At 35.5% G+C, this 22,380-nt stretch carries 15 protein-coding genes; 13 read left to right on the forward strand and 2 right to left on the reverse strand.

Going from position 1 to position 22,380, the window contains the following annotated elements; translation table 11 throughout:
- Window positions 1-38 precede the first annotated feature (38 nt).
- From JL53_RS02435 to JL53_RS02445, 3 genes are all read left to right on the forward strand, one after another.
- Entirely contained in the window at window positions 39-431 is a 393-nt protein-coding gene (locus JL53_RS02435; protein WP_003718517.1) for a DUF1149 family protein, read from the forward strand.
- 12 nt (window positions 432-443) lie between these two features.
- Window positions 444-866 carry a NusG domain II-containing protein gene (locus tag JL53_RS02440; RefSeq protein ID WP_038406654.1) on the forward strand — a complete coding sequence of 141 codons (423 nt, stop codon included), beginning with the start codon at window positions 444-446 and terminating at the stop codon, window positions 864-866.
- A gap of 214 nt (window positions 867-1,080) precedes the next feature.
- Entirely contained in the window at window positions 1,081-2,274 is a 1,194-nt protein-coding gene (locus JL53_RS02445; protein WP_052010528.1) for an Ig-like domain-containing protein, read from the forward strand.
- Window positions 2,275-2,431: 157 nt separating this feature from the next.
- Here JL53_RS02445 and ppsA read toward each other — a convergent pair whose 3' ends face one another.
- Window positions 2,432-5,032: a phosphoenolpyruvate synthase gene (gene ppsA, locus JL53_RS02450; RefSeq protein ID WP_038406655.1), complete on the reverse strand. Its 2,601-nt coding sequence runs from the start codon at window positions 5,030-5,032 to the stop codon at window positions 2,432-2,434.
- 256 nt (window positions 5,033-5,288) lie between these two features.
- A complete protein-coding gene (locus tag JL53_RS02455; protein ID WP_038408124.1) occupies window positions 5,289-6,164 on the reverse strand; it encodes a hypothetical protein in 876 nt (291 codons plus the stop codon).
- A 416-nt stretch (window positions 6,165-6,580) separates the two neighbouring features.
- On the opposite strand from JL53_RS02455, the gene JL53_RS02460 reads away from it, so the two are divergent.
- The 10 genes from JL53_RS02460 to JL53_RS15105 all read left to right on the forward strand — a co-directional run bounded on the left by JL53_RS02460 (window position 6,581) and on the right by JL53_RS15105 (window position 22,322).
- Window positions 6,581-6,760 (forward strand): hypothetical protein, encoded by a 180-nt coding sequence (locus JL53_RS02460; RefSeq protein ID WP_003718523.1) that lies wholly within the window; start codon window positions 6,581-6,583, stop codon window positions 6,758-6,760.
- A 26-nt stretch (window positions 6,761-6,786) separates the two neighbouring features.
- On the forward strand, window positions 6,787-7,596 hold the full coding sequence (locus tag JL53_RS02465) for a ZIP family metal transporter (RefSeq protein WP_038406656.1): 810 nt from the start codon (window positions 6,787-6,789) through the stop codon (window positions 7,594-7,596).
- Window positions 7,597-7,877: 281 nt separating this feature from the next.
- Entirely contained in the window at window positions 7,878-9,269 is a 1,392-nt protein-coding gene (locus JL53_RS02470) for a polysaccharide deacetylase family protein (protein WP_038406657.1), read from the forward strand.
- A gap of 135 nt (window positions 9,270-9,404) precedes the next feature.
- A complete protein-coding gene (locus JL53_RS02475; protein ID WP_038406658.1) occupies window positions 9,405-9,629 on the forward strand; it encodes a DUF2829 domain-containing protein in 225 nt (74 codons plus the stop codon).
- Complete coding sequence (locus tag JL53_RS02480) at window positions 9,622-10,344, forward strand: 3-oxoacyl-ACP reductase (RefSeq protein ID WP_038406659.1); 723 nt, start codon at window positions 9,622-9,624, stop codon at window positions 10,342-10,344. Before JL53_RS02475 ends, JL53_RS02480 begins: the two co-directional genes overlap by 8 nt.
- A gap of 97 nt (window positions 10,345-10,441) precedes the next feature.
- Window positions 10,442-10,957, forward strand: coding sequence for a QueT transporter family protein (locus JL53_RS02485; RefSeq protein ID WP_003718530.1), 516 nt, complete (start codon window positions 10,442-10,444; stop codon window positions 10,955-10,957).
- Window positions 10,958-11,175: 218 nt separating this feature from the next.
- Window positions 11,176-12,699 (forward strand): leucine-rich repeat domain-containing protein, encoded by a 1,524-nt coding sequence (locus tag JL53_RS15100; RefSeq protein ID WP_052010530.1) that lies wholly within the window; start codon window positions 11,176-11,178, stop codon window positions 12,697-12,699.
- A 1,035-nt stretch (window positions 12,700-13,734) separates the two neighbouring features.
- Complete coding sequence (locus JL53_RS02495) at window positions 13,735-16,131, forward strand: leucine-rich repeat domain-containing protein (RefSeq protein WP_038406660.1); 2,397 nt, start codon at window positions 13,735-13,737, stop codon at window positions 16,129-16,131.
- Window positions 16,132-16,282: 151 nt separating this feature from the next.
- The gene (locus JL53_RS02500; protein WP_038406661.1) at window positions 16,283-18,667 is read left to right on the forward strand and encodes a GW domain-containing glycosaminoglycan-binding protein; all 2,385 of its coding nucleotides are present in this window, start codon (window positions 16,283-16,285) and stop codon (window positions 18,665-18,667) included.
- Window positions 18,668-19,172: 505 nt separating this feature from the next.
- Window positions 19,173-22,322, forward strand: coding sequence for an InlB B-repeat-containing protein (locus JL53_RS15105; protein WP_052010532.1), 3,150 nt, complete (start codon window positions 19,173-19,175; stop codon window positions 22,320-22,322).
- The last annotated feature ends 58 nt before the right edge of the window (window positions 22,323-22,380 follow it).

Here is a 22,380-nt window from a genome sequence, read left to right on the forward strand (position 1 = left end):
CTGTAGTATACAGGTATACATTATAATGAGGTGAATTTGTGGATATAGTAACGAATAAAATTGTCGTAGAAAAATACAACTTCGAAACAATTTTGGAAGAAAACGGGCAAATTGAAAACAAAATTGAATTAGAAGTCCATGAAGTAGAACCAATTGGTGGAAATGTTGAACTAATGGCTAAAGGGAAAATTTTCAAAATAACGATTCCGTTCGTATTAGCACTTGAAAAATTTCGGATTGATGGCAGAATCAGTCGTATCGTTCAAGTGAAAGATTATTTTGGACAGTTTTCAGATCTATCAATTCCAGATGTAGAAGGATTGTCTAACCCATTAATTGATTACATCAAGCGCTTAACATACGATGTGACCGAGATTGCGTTTGATGAGCCAGGGATTAGTCTTGATTTTAATGCTAATCATAAGGGCTAGTTAGGAGAGAATATGCGTCAATATATGAAAATGGTACGCCCGTTTGATTTTGTTATTATTGTTATACTAATTTTGGGCTCATTTTTACCATTAATTCTTTTTACTGTAGCGGAAGCAAAAACAGCCGGTGATGAAGTAGTAGCAATCGTCTCACAAAATGGTACAGTTATTCGTGAAGTCACGTTAACAGGACATGAAGGAAATGAACAATTTAAAATTAAAGGAAAAGGTACTCAATATAATTTGATGGAGGTAGACGACGAGAGAATCAGAATTAAAGAAGATAACAGTCCGGATCAAGTAGGTGTGATGATGGGCTGGAAATCCAAACCGGGTGATACGATTGTATGTCTACCACATAAAGTTTTTGTAGAAATTAAATCAACAAATAAAGAAAGTAACGATCCTGATACGGATTTAGTTGTACCGAACTGAAAAAGCGCACTGAGAAATCAGTGTGTTTTTTTGACGAAAATATGTCTGTTAAGTGAAGCTTTTCTTTTCTAATACTATAAAACCATTGATATTACGTGGTTTAGAAAGAAAATGTGCATGTGCAAGTAGTACTGAAAGAGTAAAAAGAATTATCGTAGCGCATGGTATCATTTATTTGAAATACAATAGCCGAATATGAAAGAAAGGAGATTACATGAAGAGTTTAAGCAAAATGATAATTAGTAGTATTTTTTTAGTAGCACTAATGCTAGCTAATCCGCTTATTGGTAATGCGACTACTACTTTGCCAGCGAAAATTAGTGAGGTTTTTCCAGATGATGGGTTAGCAGATGCGATTGCCAGTAATTTGAATGTTACGGTAGATACTGTTGTTACGGAGGATACATTAGCAAGCATTGACCTATTTCAAATTCAAATGCGACCAGTTAGTAACATAGAAGGATTGCAATACCTAACTGGTGCGACTAGCATCGATTTATATTCAGGAGGAGGCATTGTGGATTTGAGTCCGTTAAGTGAGCTTACTAACTTAACTAGATTAGACATTTCAAGAAACAAAATAACAGATTTGTCTCCAATAGCCAATTTAACCAATCTAACTTCTTTGGAGGTGGTTGAAAACTATATTACTGATTTAAGTCCGCTAGCAAGTATGTCCAAAATGGTGTATTTTTCTATGGTAAATCAAAAAATAACGAATCCTGAAATCAATTATGCAACATTCATTTCCATCCCGAATAAAATAAAAGATGTAGACGGGACCATTGTTGCGCCTTCTACAATTAGTAATAATGGGGTTTATAATTCACCTAATGTAGAGTGGTCTTTAACAGCTTATAATTCAACACTTTCCTATAATTATAGTAAGATAGTGACTATTGGAAATTCGCAAGGTTATTATAGTGGTGTTGTAACCCAACCATTAAAAGAAATAGAAGTAGCTTACACTGCTGATTTTGATGTAGATGGAGCGATAGTGGAAACAGAATCAGTACAAGCAGGAGAACTTGTTTCTGCACCAGCCAATCCAACAACAAAAGCTGGTTATACATTCGCTGGCTGGTATGATGCTAAAACAGGCGGAAACAAATGGGACTTTGCTGTGGATAAAATGCCGGCAAACGATATAACATTGTATGCACAATTTACAATTAAAAATGACAATGGTGGGTCAGCTACAGTTGATCCAACAACACCAGATAATCCAGAGAAGCATGACAAAGGTAAAAATAGTAAAACAAATATAGTAGTAAGTAATGGTGCAAGTACCAAAGCATCCATAAAAACGGCATTACCAAAAACCGGGGATAGTCGTCTGTGGGAAACGTTCGTTATAGGAATGATATTTTCTGCTTCCGGACTATTTCTTTGGAAGAAAAGAAGTTAAATAAGAAAAATAAAGATGCTGGGACATAACTAAAGCGCAGCAATAAAAATTGGAAAATAGAAAAGCAGAAATCATTGTATAGAGCCATTTTGAAAAATGGAATAAACATGATTTCTGCTTGTTTTTCATTTTAGCGACCTTTTGTACCAGTCCTTTTTTATTGAAGTATCTCAATATACCCTTCTGTACCATTTACTAGAATATGTTGACCATCTTTAATTAGTTTGGTGGCGTTTTCAACTCCAACAACAGCTGGCAATCCATATTCTCGGGCGATAACTGCACCGTGCGTCATCAGTCCACCAACCTCGGTGATAAGACCCTCTATGGAGACGAATGTTGGTGTCCAACTCGGGTCAGTAAATGGGGTAACTAAAATATCTCCAGGCTCTAAATCAGCATGTTCCATATCTAAAATAACCCGAGCACGTCCTTTGATAATACCAGATGAAACTGGTAATCCGATGAGTGCTTTTTCTGGAATATTGTCGCGATTATATTTTCCAGTAATTATTTCTCCATCGGATGTGATAATGCGCGGTGGAGTTAGTTTTTCATACGAAGTAAAATCGTTTTTTCGGGCAGTGATGAGGGCATAATTGACTTTATTGGTGCGAACCGTTTCTTGCAATTCATCGAAATAAAGAAAATAAATATCTTCCTTTTGCTTAAGAATACCATGTTGAACAAGTTGGTCGGCAGTTTTTAGTAATGCTTGTTTATAGATGAAATAGCGATGAATCATTCCGTATTTAGGGTATTCCCGGTAACCGATAAAATGACGTAAAACCGCTATTTTAGCTTTAGTATCAATTGCTTTTTGTGAACCACCCGGCAGTTGCTTTAGGCGTTCTAAAATTTCCTGTTCTTTATTTCTGGAAGCAATTTCTCCTTGTTCGAATTTCTGCTTACTTGCATGAGGCCCAAAGTTTTTAATGTTGCTTAAAATTAATGGAATGAGCGTAGTTGGGTTTTCTATCCAGCGAGTTTTCGTTAAATCAATTTCTCCAGGACAACGCATGCCGTATTTAGTCAGATAATTTTCAATGGCAGTTTTTGCTTCTTTCCCACCCGCCAATAGGTCTAGTTGATCTAAGAAATGAATGTCGCTTGTTTGCTCTAAATAGTTGATTACAACTGGGTGTGGTCGAATAGCATCTGCTACATCTAATAACTCTAATCCCATTTGCGAAGTGACATTATTCGGTGCGGATTCAGATAAAGTGTCTGCAACATTTTTTTCGTTTAGCCATAAATAAATGTTTTCATTTAACCAAGCAGAAGCGTCCATTCCAGCCATAATTGCATCAATACTTGTAGGGTTAAAGAGGACGTTTTTTAATTCTTGGAGGTCTGCTACGATAAAATCGAATAGTTCTGTACCGTTTTTTGATTGAATGTTTAGTTGTAGTTTTTCAAGAGATTCTTGGTTCTGCATTATTAGTTCGGAAACAACAGAGATATCTGGAATTGTTCGATTTGTAAGTTTTGCAGGTGATGGAACATGTTTGTTCGTAGTGTCCTCAGATTGCATTTGGATGAAATTTTCACGTTCGACTATGGTTTGTAAAGCGTCTTTCATTAGTGGATCTGATTGGCCGAGTGAGTTGACCATAATATCTCGAGTAGTTGGAGAGGAGAGGCTTTCGGTAATATCTACGAATAATCTTCCACCGGCGGGATACATGGTAGCTGGCGTTGTCATTAGGTAAAAAGATAAGCCGAGTGGTTTCATGGCATCTGTCATCATCTGTTGATGAGCGACGGATACATAAACGTGATTTTCTTGGTCGTTAATTTCTGGAACCGGAAATAAAGTAGTAATAGGGCGGCTTTGGATGATATAAAAGACATTATCAACTAAACACCACTCAATATCTTGCGGTTTTCCAAAGTAAGCTTCGATTTTTTTGCCAAGCTTTGCGAGCGCTAATATTTGCTCGTCAGACAGCGTTTGCTCGGTTTGTTTAGAAAGGTCGATTGGGCGCATTTCGGTGCCACCGTTTTTTTGACCGTAAATAGCGATTTTTTTGCTGGCAATTATTTTTTCTATAATTTTATTTTCTTCTACTTTATAAGCATCTGCAGTTACTAAACCGGAAACGATTGCTTCGCCTAGTCCAAAACTAGCGTCAATAGTTACTGCTTTTCGATTAGAAGTAATCGGATCTGCTGTAAATAAAATACCGGATGCTATTGGGAAAACCATTTGTTGGATAACGACAGAAAGATATACTTTGCTATGGTCAAAATCATTTTGAATACGATATATAATTGCCCGTTCAGTAAATAAAGAAGCCCAACATTTGCTAATATGTCGAAGTAGTTCTTTCTCCCCGATAATATTTAAATAAGTATCATGTTGACCGGCAAAAGAAGTGCTTGGTAAGTCTTCCGCAGTTGCGCTAGAACGAACAGCGAATGCTTCTCGATTATTAAATTCTAAAAGTACTCGGTTAATTTCATTGACTAGTGTATGAGAGATAGGTGTATTTTCAATTACTTCACGGATATTCTTGCTTATTTCGCGAATTTCTAGAAGATTGGTTGCTTTTAGAGTAGCGAGTTGTTTGATTAATTCCTGAAAATGATTGTTCTCGTTGAAGCTTTCTTTGTAAGCTTCTGTTGTAATGCAAAAACCTGGTGGAACTAGATGGCTATTGATTTTAGAACACTCACCTAGATTTTTTCCTTTTCCGCCGACAAGTGTTTGGTTTGCTTCGTCAATCTCTTGGAATCTTAGTACATATGGCTTCATTTGGCTACCTCCAATTTTGTGTAAAAATTTTCTTGACTAAGAAGGGGAATCTATTGTATAATTAAAATAGGAGTTACTTTACATAAATATAATAATCAACAATATATCTATATAAATTTATCATACATGTACCATTTTTTCAATTAAAATTCAATAAAAAGGCAAGATTCCTGTAGTGTGCCTCCAAAGTTAGATTTTTTGGTCTAGCTTTAGGGGCACACTACATCTTTTGAATTAGGAATCTTGCCTTTTTTAGCTATTCGAATCCGCAAAGTGTAAATCCTTGTGCTTTTGCTTCATCAATAGTTACAGCCGTTTCACCATTAGAATTGTTTAATCCCCGGCAGTCTTGACTGTAATGATATTTTGACCCTGTAGCAGTGATGTAAACTGTTTCTCCTTGTTTGTTGTTAGTATCTGGTTGTGCAGCAGCTTCAGCTCGTTTTGCTTCGGCTTGTTTTGTTTCAGCAGCCTTGGCTTTTTCTGAAGCCACACGTTCTTGTGCCGCTTTCTTTTCAGCGGCAACTTTGGCTTCCTGTGTTTTTTTCTCTTCCGCAGCCACACGTTCACTTTCTACTCGTTCGGCTTCTGCTTTTTCAGCAGCGATACGTTCTTCTTCAGCTTTTGCAGCAACTTTTGTTTCATAGCTAGGACTTAATGTTAAAGAAAGTGGTTGTTCTTTTGTTTCTCCATCAATATTAATGGAAAGGATTGCTTCCTTAGCTTCGTCAAATTCATCAAGTGAAAAAGTGAAAGCACCATTATCGTCTGCTGTTGTATATTCATTGGGTATGTCTTTAAAAATAAGTGCCACTTCTACTCCAGGATTTGTTTCTCCCTTAATAACAATAGTTCCTTCATCATTTGTTGAAAATGCAGTTTCCGCTTTTAATACTGGCTTAACGCTTATTTTCTTTGTTTTCTCTTCTTGTTTCGGTTTTTCATTTGAAGCTTCTTCGTTGTCTGAGCTTGGAATTATTCCAAACCCAATAATAATCGCTAAAATAGAGCTAATGATAACAATTTGTGTTTTTCTACGAGGCCAATTTCTCTTTCTGTGGTGCAAAATTCCAAAAATTAGTACACCAATACCTGCTAAAAATAGTAAAACCCCGAGTCCCGTCATATTAATCTCCCTCTCCCTTTTTATATGTAACAATTTTATTATAGTATGAATGTGACTGAATACACAATGCTGAGAGTACTATTTTTTCAAACGTTCGGCTAATGCGCTAAATAATATTCCGCAAAAAAGTAAAACTAACATAAAAATAGTCGCGGATTGCATCCATAATACGCTTGAGAAAAATGGACTATTTACGTGGAAATAGGTTAAGACGGGGCTACTGATGGTTAAAAGAAATATGATAGGAATGAAATAAAAAGCAAGTTTTGCTAAGTTTTTTAAATTCTTTTTGATGGAAATCATCCTTTCAGTCATAGCTTTCACATGGAGTATACTACAAACTGTCTAAAAAAAGAACTCTCTTGAATAATCATACTAATTGCTTTATCATGAAGGAAAGACAAGCGTTTTGGGGGTGCAAAATGGCAAAATCATTAGACGAACTAGGCATAAAAGTAGAAAAAGTTGCACAAAAAACAGGAGAAGTAGCTGGTACAGTTGCTAAAGTATCTGTTTATAGTTCGGTATGGGCTGTAAAAACAGGTGTAAATAAATCGCGTGCTTTTGTGAAAGGTTTTAAGCAAGGTTGGTCTGGCAAATAAATGCATAGAAAAAGGGAGAAAGCAACTTGTTAAATTATTTATCAACACTAAATCCGGTATTATTAGCTCTACTTGCTGGAATTTTTACTTGGGCATGTACAGCAGCCGGAGCATCACTCGTATTTTTCTTTAAAAATTTGAATAAAAAATGGGGCAATGTAATGCTTGGGTTTGCTGCTGGAGTTATGCTGGCAGCAAGCTTTTGGTCACTACTTGCCCCGGCAATTGAAATGAGCAAAGACATGGGAAGATTTTCCTTTGTCCCAGCGCTCATCGGTTTCTTATTAGGTGGGATTTTCCTGCGTGCGATTGATCGGATTATTCCGCATCTGCATTTTGGTTTTCCGGAACAAGCGAAAGAAGGACCAAAAACATCGCTTCGGAAAAGCATCTTGCTCGTGTTATCGATTACGATACACAACATTCCAGAAGGGGCAGCAGTAGGGGTTGCTTTTGGGGCAGTTATCACTGGGGACACAGAGACATTAATTACAGCAATTGTACTGGCTCTTGGGATTGGGATTCAAAATTTCCCAGAAGGGGCAGCGGTATCGATACCATTACGAGGTGAAGGCTTGTCTCGAGGAAAAAGCTTTTGGTACGGTCAATTATCAGCTGTGGTAGAACCGATTTTTGCAGTACTCGGTGCAGTTCTAGTTGTTTTTGTAACACCGATATTACCATATGCGCTTGCATTTGCTGCAGGGGCGATGATTTTCGTTATTGTAGAAGAATTAATTCCAGAGTCGCAAGTCGAAGGTTCTACTGACCTAGCAACTGCTGCGACAATGGCGGGGTTTGCTGTGATGATGGTTCTAGATGTAGCACTTGGATAAATGACATCCAAGTGTTTTTTTATGAAAAAATGAAACATTTTATATTTGCGGAATGTAGTTATTTAAGGTAAAATTAATAGTGAAATATTTCACAATATGCTAGTTTTCAGGGGTAATCCTGTAACTATAAACTCGGCACGGACAAAAGCTCCCACTTTATCCGTGCCTTTTTGGTGCTTTTATACTATTTTCATTTTAACACTAGAAACCTGTATGATTTCCTGTATAATTGAAATTGTGAGAAGAGCTGGGGAAGGTTTTTCTTCGGTGAGGTGTATAAGGTGAAAATTAGGTGGCTTAGGTTTCTAGTTGCTGCTATTCTTATTATTGTTGTGGTTTTTGCTGGTGTGAAGGGATATCAAAAATATCAATATACGAAATCACGCAATAAAGTAATCGCGCAAATGGATAAGCAAATGGAAGAGAAAAATGGAAGTGATTTTCGCAGATTGGATAAGACAGAAGATGGAATCGAAATAATTTCATATATTCCTAAGACAGTAAAAAAAGAAGACAATAAAACGATTCAAAACGAAATGGAAAAAGCCACAAATTTAGAGAAAAATAAGCTTAAAGATAAGGAAGGGATTCTTTTTTATACTTATCATAAGCAAACGTTGGCGAAAAACGCAATATCTTATAAAGTAGAGCAATATGAGTACGTTAAAACTGGAAGTACGCAATTAACACTCGAAAATGAAAAAGATATTTGCACGAATTTGGTAACAGATGCTGATACAGGTGCGTTACTAACTCTAGGGAATGTTCTAATAAAGAATGACGAGACTAAATTAGACGTTAAAACTATGTTAGAACAAGAAATTATTAAATCAGGGGAAATTCCTCTTAAAGATATTGGGAATCTTGGGGAAGTCAAGAGTTTAGTCGATTGGGACGACACAAATTTTGGGTTAACAAGCACAGAGTTGATTTTACCAATTGAAATTCCAGGCTATCCAAAAATAAAACAAGTGAAATTAAAACTTGCTGATATTGCTAGTGATGTGAATAAACGTTATTTACCAGATGATATACGGATTCCTGCAACACCAAAAGCTAAATCAGGTAAAAAAATTGCCCTTACTTTTGATGATGGTCCGAGTCCGTCAGTTACGCCAAAAGTTTTGGCAACACTTAAGCGATATAATGCAAAAGCAACTTTCTTTGTCCTTGGATCTCGTGTAATAGCAAATCCGGGCTTAGTAAAACAAGAATTAGATGCTGGACATCAAGTAGGTAGCCATTCATGGGATCATCCACAATTAACTAAGCTTTCTAAAAAAGAAGTATATGATCAAATTTTAAAAACGCAAAAAGTGGTATTCGATCAAACGGGATATTTCCCAACAACGATGCGTCCGCCTTATGGTGCAGTGAACAAAGAGGTAGCTGAGGAGATTGGAATTCCAATCATTCAATGGTCCGTAGATACGGAAGATTGGAAAATCCGAAATCCAAAATCAGTAACAATGAAAGTCTTGGCTAATGCATCAGATGGAGCGATTGTATTAATGCATGATATCCATCCGACAACAGGGGATAGCCTCGAAAAAACATTAAAACTACTGAAAAAACAAGGTTATCAATTTGTTACAGTTAACGAGCTATTTAGCGAGAAATTAAAAATTGGTAAACAGTATTTTGATGAGAGTGAATCAAGAATGGTGAAATAATCCACAAAAATTAACCGTAAACAAATGAGTCTCACATTGTTTACGGTTTTTTGCTTGTTTAAAAAAGTAACTTGTTATAAAATTTGGTGGCGAAGTTTCATAAATGAAAAATATTAGAGGATAGGAGTTAGGAAGTTGACGTTTGAAGAAATTTTACCCCTTATAAAAGCAAATAGGAGAGTAATCCGAACGGGCTTTACAGGAAATGAAAAGCATATTTGTCTAATTGAAAAAGCCGAGTTTCAAGACGAGGACATATTACCATATTTTCTTATTTATGTAGATGGAGAGGGATATTCTGTATATGTACCGACGATTTGTGACTTGTTAGCAGAGGATTGGGAAGAAGTTTATGATTAAAAATAAAAGAGTCTTTATTACAGGGACTTCTTCTGGTATCGGGCTTGCGCAAACAGAACTTTTTTTAAAAAAAGGAGCAGTAGTGTTTGGAATGGATGTTCAGCCAACTTTTATAAAACATCAAAATTTCCATTTTTTTGAGGGTGATGTAAGGGATAAAAAAGCTATAAAAGAGGCTGTTAAATATGCTAGTGTTGGGGGCGGGATTGAAATACTAATCCATACAGCTGGAGTATTAGACGATTATAAGCCGGCTTTAGACATAGATGAAGCATATTTTGACTATGTTATGGATACAAATTTTAAAAGTCTGCATTACTTAACGCAAGAAGTTCTAAAAATAATGATTGAAAATAGAAAAGGGATTATTATTACAATGGCTTCTGTAGCTGGTCTAGTCGCAGGTGGTGGAGGGGCAGCTTACACAGCTTCAAAGCATGCGGTTATTGGTTATACAAAACAATTAGCCTATGATTATGCTACCTATGGAATTAGAGTAAATGGTATTGCTCCAGGTGCTATTCGTACACAAATGAACCAAAAAGACTTTGAAGGTGATGGAGAGATAGCTCAGCAAGTAGCAAATGAAACGCCTGTTGGAAGATGGGGAGAAGCGGAAGAAGTTGCAAAAGTCACCTTATTTTTGGCAAGTGAAGGGGCATCTTATTTACAAGGGGCAATTATTCCCGTAGATGGTGGTTGGATTATAAAATAAAATGTAAACTTTGATACTTCAGTGGATATTTAGTTATCCCATCCTTTGATCAAAGTTATTAGTAAAATAGTTTTCTATTTTATAAAGGAGAATAAAGATGGATAAAACTAAAAGTGATTATCAAGTGATTGAGTTAGCTCAGATGGCGCTGGTAACAAGTTTATATATCGTAGTAACTTTTCTGTTGAATCCTATCAGCTATGGAGCCATCCAACTACGAATATCCGAAATGTTTAACTTATTAGTAGTTTTTGATAGGAAATATATTTGGAGTATAACTATGGGAGTGGTAATTTCTAATTTATATTCTCCATTAGGTGTTATAGATGCTTTTATAGGCGGTGGGTCTAGTTTTCTTGCTCTAGCACTAACTTTTATGATTACATCAAGCATAAAAAGATGGAGTATTAAATTAATTGTAGCAAGTTTTATTGTGAGTTTATCTATGTTTACGGTGGCTGCAGAATTAAAATGGGTACTAGGATTTCCATTTTTAGAAACCTATTTATTTGTAGGGATTGGGGAAGTATTAACGATGCTTTTAGGAACGATAATCATCTTAGCTATCAATAGTAAAGTTGATTTGAAAAGAATCTTAAGTAAGAAATGGTAGAAGAATAGAACTCCAAAATACTTATTATTCCACTTAGATGCTTTATCAGCAGTTGTCTTATCAAAAAAAGTTGGCAATAGACCAATAATTCACATTCCTGTTTAACTTTTGTTGTAGAGTTAACACTCGGTTTTAATTATTTTTAGACTATAGACAAAGAAATGAACGGAAATTTTATTTTCTTAGGTCTACAATTAATAAGGGGTGTGGTGTAAACTGTGGCAAAAAAATATTGGTTAAAAAACATACTAGCAATATTATTGGTAACATCTGTTATTGCGTTCATCGACGTAAATGATGGCACAAAAGTACAGGCAACAGGCAATTCATGTATTACGAAGCCAATACCTATTGAAAAAATTTTTCCGGACCCAGCTTTAGCTGAAATAATAAGAAGCTACTTAGGGAAGGAAAGTGTAGAAGAAACCGTTTATCGGAATGAGTTAGAAAGTATTACCGAAATTAATGGGGATAAGAAAGATATAAAATCTATCCAAGGTATGCAATATTTATCTAATTTAACCAAGTTATCACTAATAGATAATGAAGTAAGCAATATCGAATCTCTAAAGGGTTTAACCAAATTAAGAAGCTTATCACTAGATAATAATGAAATAAGTGATATCAATCCACTTGCGGGTTTAACCAAACTAGATATTTTAGAATTAGGTCATAATAAGATAAGTGAAATTAGTTCGCTATCAAAGTTAACTAACATAAGATGGTTAGTGTTATCTAATAATGAAATTAGTGATATAAAGGTGCTAGAAAAATTAAAGGAATTAGAGGCATTAAATTTAAATAATAATAAAGTAAGTGATTTAAGCCCATTAAGAAACTTAATTATTTTGAATTGGTTATTTTTAGGTGGGAATCAACTATACGATATAAGCCCTTTAAAAGGATTATATAATCTTGTAGAATTAGATTTAACTGATCAAGCTAGCTCAAACCAGCCAATTTATTATCAAAAGCGTTTAGTTATTTCGAATAAAGTAAAAGGGGTAAACGGCAAACTAATACATCCTGCTACGATAAGCGACGGCGGAACTTACACAAAATCGTTCTTAACTTGGAAAATGCCTAATTATAAACCAGAAGTAAGTTATACCTTTAACCAAGATGTGAAACTTGGTGCTGCGAAAACAATTTTTAGTGGAAAAGTAACACAACCTTTGAATAAACCAGAAGAAATTAATAATATGTCGGTTGTTTCTTACGGTCATAAAAAAATACCAGCCTCAAAACTAAGTAAACCAGCAAGGGTAAAAAAAGGAATGTTATTATATAAGCGCAGTGGTGAAAAACAACTCACTCCGCATGTAGCAAAATTAACCAATAGTAACAACTGCGATTTCGGAATAGAGGATAGAAACGCTGGTGCTAAAAATGCAAAAACTTTTGAACCGTTTCACATGCCAAATAATGGTACTTATTATGAGTTAAACAATCAAGCATTTCAATATAATTTTTACTATCCAGCTGGAAGTATGGAAATCATAAATGGAGAGCTATCCAAATTATTTACTCGATTAGGACCTCTTTTACAAGAAAATTGGAGCAAGGAACAGCAAAAAGAGGTGACTGTGCCATGTTTTTATAACAATTTATGGGTGTTAGGAGGAACAGAAATTACATGTCCAACCGTGTTTTTATTAAATGACCCGTATGATGGGAAGAGCAACCGAGGTCAAAGCGTTATCCAAATTCAAATTAATTTGACGGTGCAACTAAATAGATAACTGTAAATTTAGTAATAAAGCTGAGAAGTATTTTGAAAAAGGAGTAATAATTAATACTAGTTTTGTCTCTGCTGGAGATGAAATTTTGTAGGATAGATTGCTTACTAAAAACAAAATAAGAGCAGATAAAACACAAAAAGAAGTAGAACTTTATCAAAAGATTCTACTTCTTTTTGTGTTTATTATAGCCTGCCAGTAATCATATTAAACACAGTAATGAACTGCTGAAACTACTGTCAAATAAAATTGCTCGTTTCAAAGTATATCAAGTAATAAATAAAAAAATGAAAATTTTAGTGATTTTTTTGTTTTTTTGGTTTACAACAAAAATAGCTGATGTTATACTAATTTTAGTTGAATTAGAGCTATTTGTATCTAAGCAAGAATTTTAATCAACCTGATTGAGTGAGATTTCTGTAACGGTGGTACCTGTTGGCAATTTTAAGAGAGAAGGCGTATTTTTTCGTTTTGTCTTTTTTATTTGCGTGTTTTTCGATAAATTATTCGTATAACTTGAAAAAAGAAGTACATTATTTCTATAGATATGTGTTTGTTTGAGCATAAAGGGTAGAAGTTAACATAAGTACATTCTTTTTTTCACGTTTTATTATATTATTATTTGGATGAACATTGAGAGGGGTGATGCGAAATCAGGCGATAATTGAGAAGACGGTTTTTGAGGATATATTACGGGGTTTTGATTAGAAAAAAAGATAATCAAAAATATCCACAAAAAGCGGTACAAAATTATGCGATAGAATTCGAAAAACGTTTATGAACTAACCAATGAGCATTGGGTTAATCCTATTTAGAAAGATATATAAATAATGCTCTAACATAAGCGACACGGATTTATCGTTATGACTCCGTAAATAAAGTAACTACTGAAATAATGGAACAATATTACGGTAACACCATAGTATGTCAGTCTAACAAGCAAAACGGTTCCGACAGAAGATATTGCGCTGCTATATTAGAGAGCCATATACAATTAAACCTTGTATTGTTACTAACTAGTTTAAAGGAGTGTATATAGTGAGAAAAGAACAATATGTGTGGTTGAGAAGTATATTATTAGCAATTCTTGTAGGTGTTGGTGGTCTTTATGTTACGACAAGTAATGGAACAGCTGTTGAAGCAGCAACTATTTCTACTCCAACAGCTATTAATACGCTTTTCACTGACCCAGCATTAGCTGAAGTAGTGAAAACGGATCTAGGAAAAGCAACAGTATCAGATACAGTTACACAAACGGATTTAGATGGAATAAATTCTCTTGAAGCGGATAGAAAAGGTATTACATCTATTGCAGGAGTTGAATATCTAAATAATGCAACGCAATTGAATTTTAGCTACAATCAAATTACAGATTTAACTCCACTTGCTAATTTATCCAAGTTAACGAGCTTAGTAATGAATAATAATCAAGTAGCAGACTTAACTCCACTTCAGAATTTAACGAGTTTAACAGATTTAACATTGTTTTACAATAAGATAACAGATGTAACTCCTTTAGCGAATTTAACTAACTTAACCAGTTTAGCAATAACAGGTAATGAGATTAGTGATCTTACGCCTATTGGTAGTTTAACAAATCTAGAAGGGTTATCTATTGGAGATCAAGTGACAGACATAAAACCTTTAGATAAATTGACTAACTTAAAGCGATTGAATTTATCAGATAATGAGATAACAGATATAAGCCCAGTAGCTAAATTAATCAATTTACAAAGCCTAACATTAGATAATAATCAATTTAGCGATTTAACACCACTTGGGATTTTAACGAATTTAACAGAGCTATCATTGTATAGTAATCATTTATCTGACATTGGTACGTTGGCTAGTTTAACAAACCTAAAGAAATTAAACTTAATGGATAATCAAATAAGTAACTTAGCTCCAATTTCAAATCTAACAAATTTGACAGATTTAAACTTATCAACCAACCAAATTAGTGATTTAAAACCGATTTCTAATTTAACCAATTTAACCGTTTTACAAGTTCCTACAAATCAACTAGAAGATATAAGTCCAATAAGCAGTTTGCCTAATTTAGAGTTTCTAACTTTATATACTAATCAAATTAGTGATTTAAGCCCGCTGGAGAATTTAACAAAACTAAAACAATTATTTTTCTACGATAATAAGGTGAGTGATGTAAGCCCTATTGCAAACTTAACTAGCTTACAAGAGCTATCGGCAGGAACGAACCAAATAAGCGACCTTACACCACTAGCTAAACTTACAAGACTTACACAGTTAGGTTTGGATAAGCAAAAAGTGACAAGCCAACCAGTGAAATATCAAAGTAACATAGTTGTTCCAAATGCAGTGAAAAATGTAACTGGAGCACTAATTAATCCAGCAACTATTAGCGATAATGGAACTTACACAAACCCAGATATTACTTGGAATTTACCTAGTTATACAAATGAAGTAAGTTATACTTTTGATCAATCTGTGACAATTGGTAGAGGAACAGCTACTTTTAGCGGAACGGTCACACAGCCATTAAAAGCGATATTTAATGTTAAATATCATGTGAATGGAAATGAGACGGCGACAGAGGTTGAATCTGGCAATTTACTAACGGAACCAAAAGCACCTACTAAGACTGGCTATACTTTTGCAGGTTGGTTTGATGCGGAAACAGGCGGAACTAAATGGGATTTCCTCACAAACAAAATGCCAACAAATGATATTGATTTGTATGCCCAATTTACTATTAATGACTATACTGCAACGCTAAATGAAGATGGTAAAACTTCCACGCAAACAGTAAAATACCAAGAGCTACTTCAAGAACCACCAACTCCTACAAAAGAAGGATATACCTTTAAAGGATGGTACGATGCAAAAACAGGCGGTAACAAGTGGGACTTTACAACAAGTAAAATGCCAGCCAAAGATATCACTTTATACGCGCAGTTTAGTGCTAATAGCTACACAGTAACGCTTGATGTTGATGGGAAGCAAACTAAGCAAAAAGCAGACTATCAAAGTTTAGTAAAAGAACCAAAAGCTCCAACAAAAGCAGGCTACACGTTCACAGGATGGTATGATGCAGAAAAAGGTGGTAACAAATGGGATTTTGCAAGCGATAAAATGCCCGCAAATGATATTACTTTGTATGCGCAATTCACAAAAGATCCTGTAACTCCTCCAAATCAACCAAATAATGGAGGAAGCGGTTCAACTCCATCTGGAACTATACCTGGAAATAACACATCTAATACACAAATGGGTAATTCACAAAGCGCTACCGGTGATAACATGAACGGATATGATCCGTACAATGCTTATAACTACCAAGATCAAGGTACAGGACTTCCAACTACAGGTGATAGCGATAATGCGATTTATATCTTGCTAGGACTATTGTTAGTGGCAACCGCATTTGCCATCACTAAAAAAGTGCGTACCAAGTAAGAATGTAGTGTGAAAAGCTGGATGTGGCCATTTGACCATATCCAGCTTTTTTATTTTTGGCAAAAATTTTTTACCGCTATATGAATGTCTCTAAGAAAAGAAGAGTAAATTTATTTAATTGTTTCTAACTATTTATAAGGGAGAGTATGTAGTGAAAGGTAGACATCATTTATGGCTGATAAACGTATTAAAAATAATTCTAGTAATCATTGTTGGTATATGGATTAATACATATAATGAAACAAAAGTAGAAGCGAAAAGGCTTGCAAAACCGACACCGATTAATCAAATTTTCCCAGATCCAGCTTTAGCAGAGGTTATAAAAGAAAATTTAGGAAAAAAGAAAGTATCCGACTTAGTTTCGCAAAACGACCTAAATGGTTTGTTATGGATTCAAGGTGAGGGAAAAGGTATTCAATCAATTAAAGGGCTAGAATATTTAACTAAATTAATCAATTTATTTCTAACTGACAACCAAATAGCTGATTTAAGCCCAATAAGTGAATTAACGACTTTGAATTGGATTACTTTGGAAAGAAATAGAGTACACGACCTAACCGCCCTTACAAAATTAACTAATCTGGAATGCCTAACGATAAATAATAATCGAATAACCGATGTCAAACCACTTGCCAATTTAACAAAACTAGAAATTTTAGATATGGATAATAATCAAGTGAGCGATATCGGTGGGCTTGCGAATTTAGGACAATTAGAAACTTTACGTTTGGAGCGGAATAGGGTAAGCGATATCAGTGCTTTGACTAACTTAATCAACTTAGAGACCTTAAATTTATTTCAAAATCAAGTAAGTGATATTAGCCCGTTAGCGGGATTGAAAAAACTTAAACGGCTAGAAATAAATAATCAAGTTTGTACCAGTAAACCAGTCAAATTTCAATCTAATTTAATTGTTCCTAACATAGTGAAAAGCGTTGATGGCACTTTAGTAAAGCCAGACTACATTAGCCATAATGGGAAATATACGAATACTAATGTAATATGGCAGTTACCAAGTTTCGTGAGGGAAGTAGAATACACTTTTTATCAAAAAATAAAATTTGACAATACAAAAGCAGTTTTTAGTGGGAAAGTGAAACAACCTTTAATAGCGGAGTTTAATTTTTCTTATGATGTAGATGGCAAACAAACTACTATAAGAGCAAAAGCAGGAACAACCCTTTCCCAGCCGATAAGTCCAACTAAACCTAAATATCTTTTTAATGGTTGGTTTACAGCAAAAAATGGCGGAAAAAAATGGGATTTTAAAGTAGATAAAATGCCGACAACTAATCTCACATTATTTGCCCAGTTTACTGCTAAAGAGTTCGTACCAGGGATGGAGAAAGTAGTTAATCTAAGTCGTTATGTGAATGTTAGCAAGGAAAAAGCCTTTATTTATTCTATTCCAGTTGAAAAGGAGGCTAATAAAAAAGGAACATTAGCGAATCATAAGTTTAAAGCTTTAGCAATCGACCGCCAAGTAATCATTAATGGGAAAACTTGGGATAGAATTAAGAACATCGGCTGGACAAATGCCGTTAATTTATCCGCAGATCGGTATGATAAAGAACTATACAACAAAGCTATCATAGCCTATGCACGTGTGAAAAAAGCCCCTGGGAATGATGTTTGGACAAAACCGTACAATACAGCAGGTGCCAAAAAAGTGAAACCACTTTCTGCCTATGTAGGAAAAAATCTGCGAATTGTGCGAGAAGCGAAAACACCGATTACAACGTGGTATCAATTTAGTGTGAATGGGAAAGTAGTTGGTTGGGTGGACATGCGGGCACTAACCAACTTTTACCTACCTTCTATGGAAAAAGGAGCTAAATTAGTGCGATATGTTAATGTAAGTAAAGCAAACTCAGGTGTTTACGCACTACCTGTAGAAGATGCTCCTATCAAAAAAGCAACACTGCTAAACCATAAGTTCAAGGCGTTAGCAATCGACCGCCAAATTAAGCTTAACAATCAACTTTGGTATAGAATTAAAAATATTGGCTGGACCAACGCAGCAAATTTGTCGCTTGATAGATATGATAAAATACTACACAACAAAGTTATCACAGCCTATGCACGTGTGAAAAAAGCCCCTGGAAATATTGTATGGACGAAACCGTACAATACAGCAGGCGCTAAAAAAGTGAAACCTCTTTCCGCTTATGTAGGAAAAAATCTGCGAATTGTGCGAGAAGCGAAAACACCGATTACAACGTGGTATCAATTTAGTGTGAATGGGAAAGTAGTTGGTTGGGTGGACATGCGGGCATTAAACGTTTTCTATAAGCCGAATATGGAAAAAGGCGCGAAACTAACTCGTTACGTGAAAGCAGGAAAGGTTTCTGAGGGCTACTTTTCGCTTCCAGTGGCAGATGCACCCATTAAAAAAGGAAAATTAAAGTCGTATAAAGGAAAAGCGCTTAGAATTGACCGCCAAGCAACTATTAGTGGGCAATTATGGTACAGAATAAAAAATGGTTCGAGATTACTTGGCTGGACAAAAGCCACTAATCTTAGTGCTAGGAAATAATGGAAAGGCCCCATTTCTAAATGGTTTGGGGTCTTTTGTAGGCTGGAAATAAATTTTTAGCAGAACGGTGTGCGAATAGTTGAACATGAAAATATCTAATGATATACTTATTAAAGATGTATAATTTGTGTGTATAGAAAAATTGCCTTTCAAAAAAATTTAATAAAAAACAAACAGAAAGCAGATTTTTAAAGAACCTAGAGGACTTGGAAGCTGTTTTTTCGTGCCGTAAAATGGATAGTAACTGATTATTGTCAGACTAGCTTAGAGTACACAAAAAATATTTGTTAATAAGTGACGGATTTGTAGAGTTTTAAGGGAATTCTTATGCTAAGTATTACACAAGCGAATTTTCAGGGCTATACTAACTAGAATGCTTTTTTCAAGATAAAGATAGCCTTGTTCTTAGGGAATCTTTATCTTGTTTTTTTATTAGACATATAGTTACTTCCTTTCATTTTGTGTCTACTTTAATAAATATCCAAATTAAAAAGGAGTGTATACAGTGAAAGCGAAACGACATTTATGGCTAAAAAGTGTTTTCATAGCGATACTGTTAATTGGAAGCAGTACTTGGGTAAATATCAATCACGGCATGAAGGTCGAAGCAGCAAGTATTACACAGCCAACTCCGATCAACGAGATTTTCCCGGATCCAGCTCTAGCAGAAATAATTAGAAGTAATATGGGGAAATCGAATGTAACAGACACAGTCACACAAACTGATTTGGATCGATTAACTATTCTCGCGGCAGGTGGGGCAGGAATAAAAACGATTGAGGGGGTTCAATACTTATCCGGCTTAACCAGTATTTATTTAAATGATAATCAGATTACTGATATAAGTGAATTAGCCAACTTGACCAATGTAACTTGGCTAGTCTTGTGGGGAAATCAGATAAGTGATATAGCTCCTTTAGCCAATTTAACTAACATAGGTAGGCTATATTTGAGTGATAATCAGATAAGTGATATCAGTCCTTTAGCCAATTTAACCAATATAATTTGGTTGGAAGCGAATAATAATAATTTAAGCGATATAAGTGTGTTGGCGAATTTAACGAAATTAGAAAGAATTTATTTGAATAATAATGAGTTAAGTGATTTAAGTGCCTTGACGAATTTAACTAGTTTAACAAATATAGAAGTTACAGATAATCAGATAGGTGATATAAGTCCACTGGCGAATTTAACGAAACTACGAGACTTGAAAATAACTAATCAAACTCATACAAATAGCCCTATAAATTATCAAAGTACTATCACTATTCCTAATGAAATTAAAGATGCTACTGGAACTTTAATTGCACCTAGCACTATAAGTAATAATGGTAGCTATTCAAGCCCAGATATAACTTGGAACTTGCCTAGTTACGTAAGCGAAGTCAGTTATTCATTTAGTCAATCGGTAACTATTGGTAGTGCAACTGGGACATTTAGTGGGACAATAACACAACCTTTAAATCCCGCACTATACACAGTTAGTTATCATATAAATGGGACAGAAACATCGGAACAAGTTCAAGCAGGTTCGTTATTAACTGAACCAGCTACACCGGTGAAGCCAGGACACAATTTTACCGGATGGTTCGATAAAGAAGTGGGCGGAAATAAATGGGATTTTGCAACAGATTACATGCCGGCGAATAACCTAGCCCTTTATGCGCAATTTAACGTGGCGAGTTATACGGCTACATTTGACATCGATGGAACAACAACAACTCAAAAAGTAAACTATCAAGATTTAATCCAAGAACCGACATCTCCTACGAAAGAAGGTTATACTTTCAAAGGATGGTATGATGCAAAAAACGGCGGGAATAAATGGGATTTCGCAACCAACAAAATGCCAGACAACGATCTCACATTATATGCGCAGTTTGAACTTAATAACTATGATGTGATATTAGACTCTAATGGAACAACGACAACGCAAAAAGTAAATTACGGAGAATTAATTCCAGAGCCGCCAACTCCAACAAAACCAGGCTATAGTTTCACGGGTTGGTACACTGCAAAAACGGGTGGAGATCAGTGGGACTTTGCCACAGATAAAATGCCGGCGAAGAATTTAACACTATATGCGCGGTTTACCATTAATAGTTATACCGCAACGCTAGATGTCGATGGGGCGACTACAACGCAAAAAGTAGACTATGATAGCTTAATTCCAGAGCCCACGTCCCCAACAAAGGAAGGTTATACATTTGAAGGTTGGTACGATGCCGAAACAGGTGGTAAGAAATGGGATTTTGCAGCAGACAAAATGCCAGCAAGTAATTTAACACTGTATGCGCGGTTTACCATCAATAGTTATACCGCAACGCTAGATGTCGACGGGACGACTACAACACAAAAAGTAGACTATGATAGCTTAATTCAAGAACCCACGTCTCCAACAAAGGAAGGTTATACATTTGAAGGTTGGTACGATGCCGAAACAGGTGGTAAGAAATGGGACTTTACAGCAGATAAAATGCCGGCAAATAATCTAACGCTATATGCGCAATTTACGATTAATAGTTATACGGCAACACTAGATGTCGATGGAAATATCACAACGCAAAAGGTAGATTATCAAGGCTTGCTAAAAGAACCAACAGAGCCAACCAAGTCGGGTTATACGTTCAAAGGTTGGTATGACGCAAAAACAGGTGGCAAGAAGTGGGATTTTGCAGCCGACAAAATGCCGTCGAAAGACATCACTTTATACGCCCAATTCAGCGCAAATAGTTATACGGTAACAATGGATATTGATGGCAAAACAACGACGCAAACAGTGGGCTATAATGAGTTACTTCCAGAACCACCAACACCTAAAAAAGAAGGATACAGCTTTAAAGGCTGGTACGATGCCGAAACAGGTGGTAAGAAATGGGACTTTACAGCAGATAAAATGCCGGCAAATAATCTAACGCTATATGCGCAATTTACGATTAATAGTTATACGGCAACACTAGATGTCGATGGAAATATCACAACGCAAAAGGTAGATTATCAAGGCTTGCTAAAAGAACCAACAGAGCCAACCAAGTCGGGTTATACGTTCAAAGGTTGGTATGACGCAAAAACAGGCGGTAATAAGTGGGCTTTTGCAACGGATAAAATGCCGGCGAAAGATATCACGTTATATGCGCAGTACAGTGTTAATATATACACAGCAACATTTGATGTAGATGGTAAGACAATAACGCAAAAAATAGATTACCAAGGTTTACTAAAAGAACCAAAGGCTCCAATAAAAGCGGGTTATACATTTAAAGGGTGGTACGATGCTAAAATAGGAGGAAATGAGTGGGATTTCACAACAAATAAAATGCCAGCGAATGATATTATTTTATATGCCCAGTTCGCTAAGAATCCTGTAACACCTCCTACACCCGACAAGGATACACCGCCTGCTTCAAATATTGGCGGAAGTGATACAACTTCTTCCGTAATAATAACTGAAAGCAACAGCAACACATTAAACACACAATTAGGGAATTCAAAAAGCGCAACAAGTAATATGAACACAGATGATTTTTATCATTCCCAAGGTACGGCACTTCCGACCACAGGTGACAGCGATAATGCTATATATATCCTGTTAGGGTTATTAGCGTTAACGACAGCATTTGCTATCACTAAAAAAGCACGTGCTAATAAACGTTGAAATTTAGTGTGAAAAGCTGGATACGGTCTTCGGACCATATTCAGCTTTTTATATTCAA

Origin of the sequence: Listeria ivanovii subsp. londoniensis (assembly GCF_000763495.1) — a bacterium.
Lineage (GTDB): Bacteria > Bacillota > Bacilli > Lactobacillales > Listeriaceae > Listeria > Listeria londoniensis.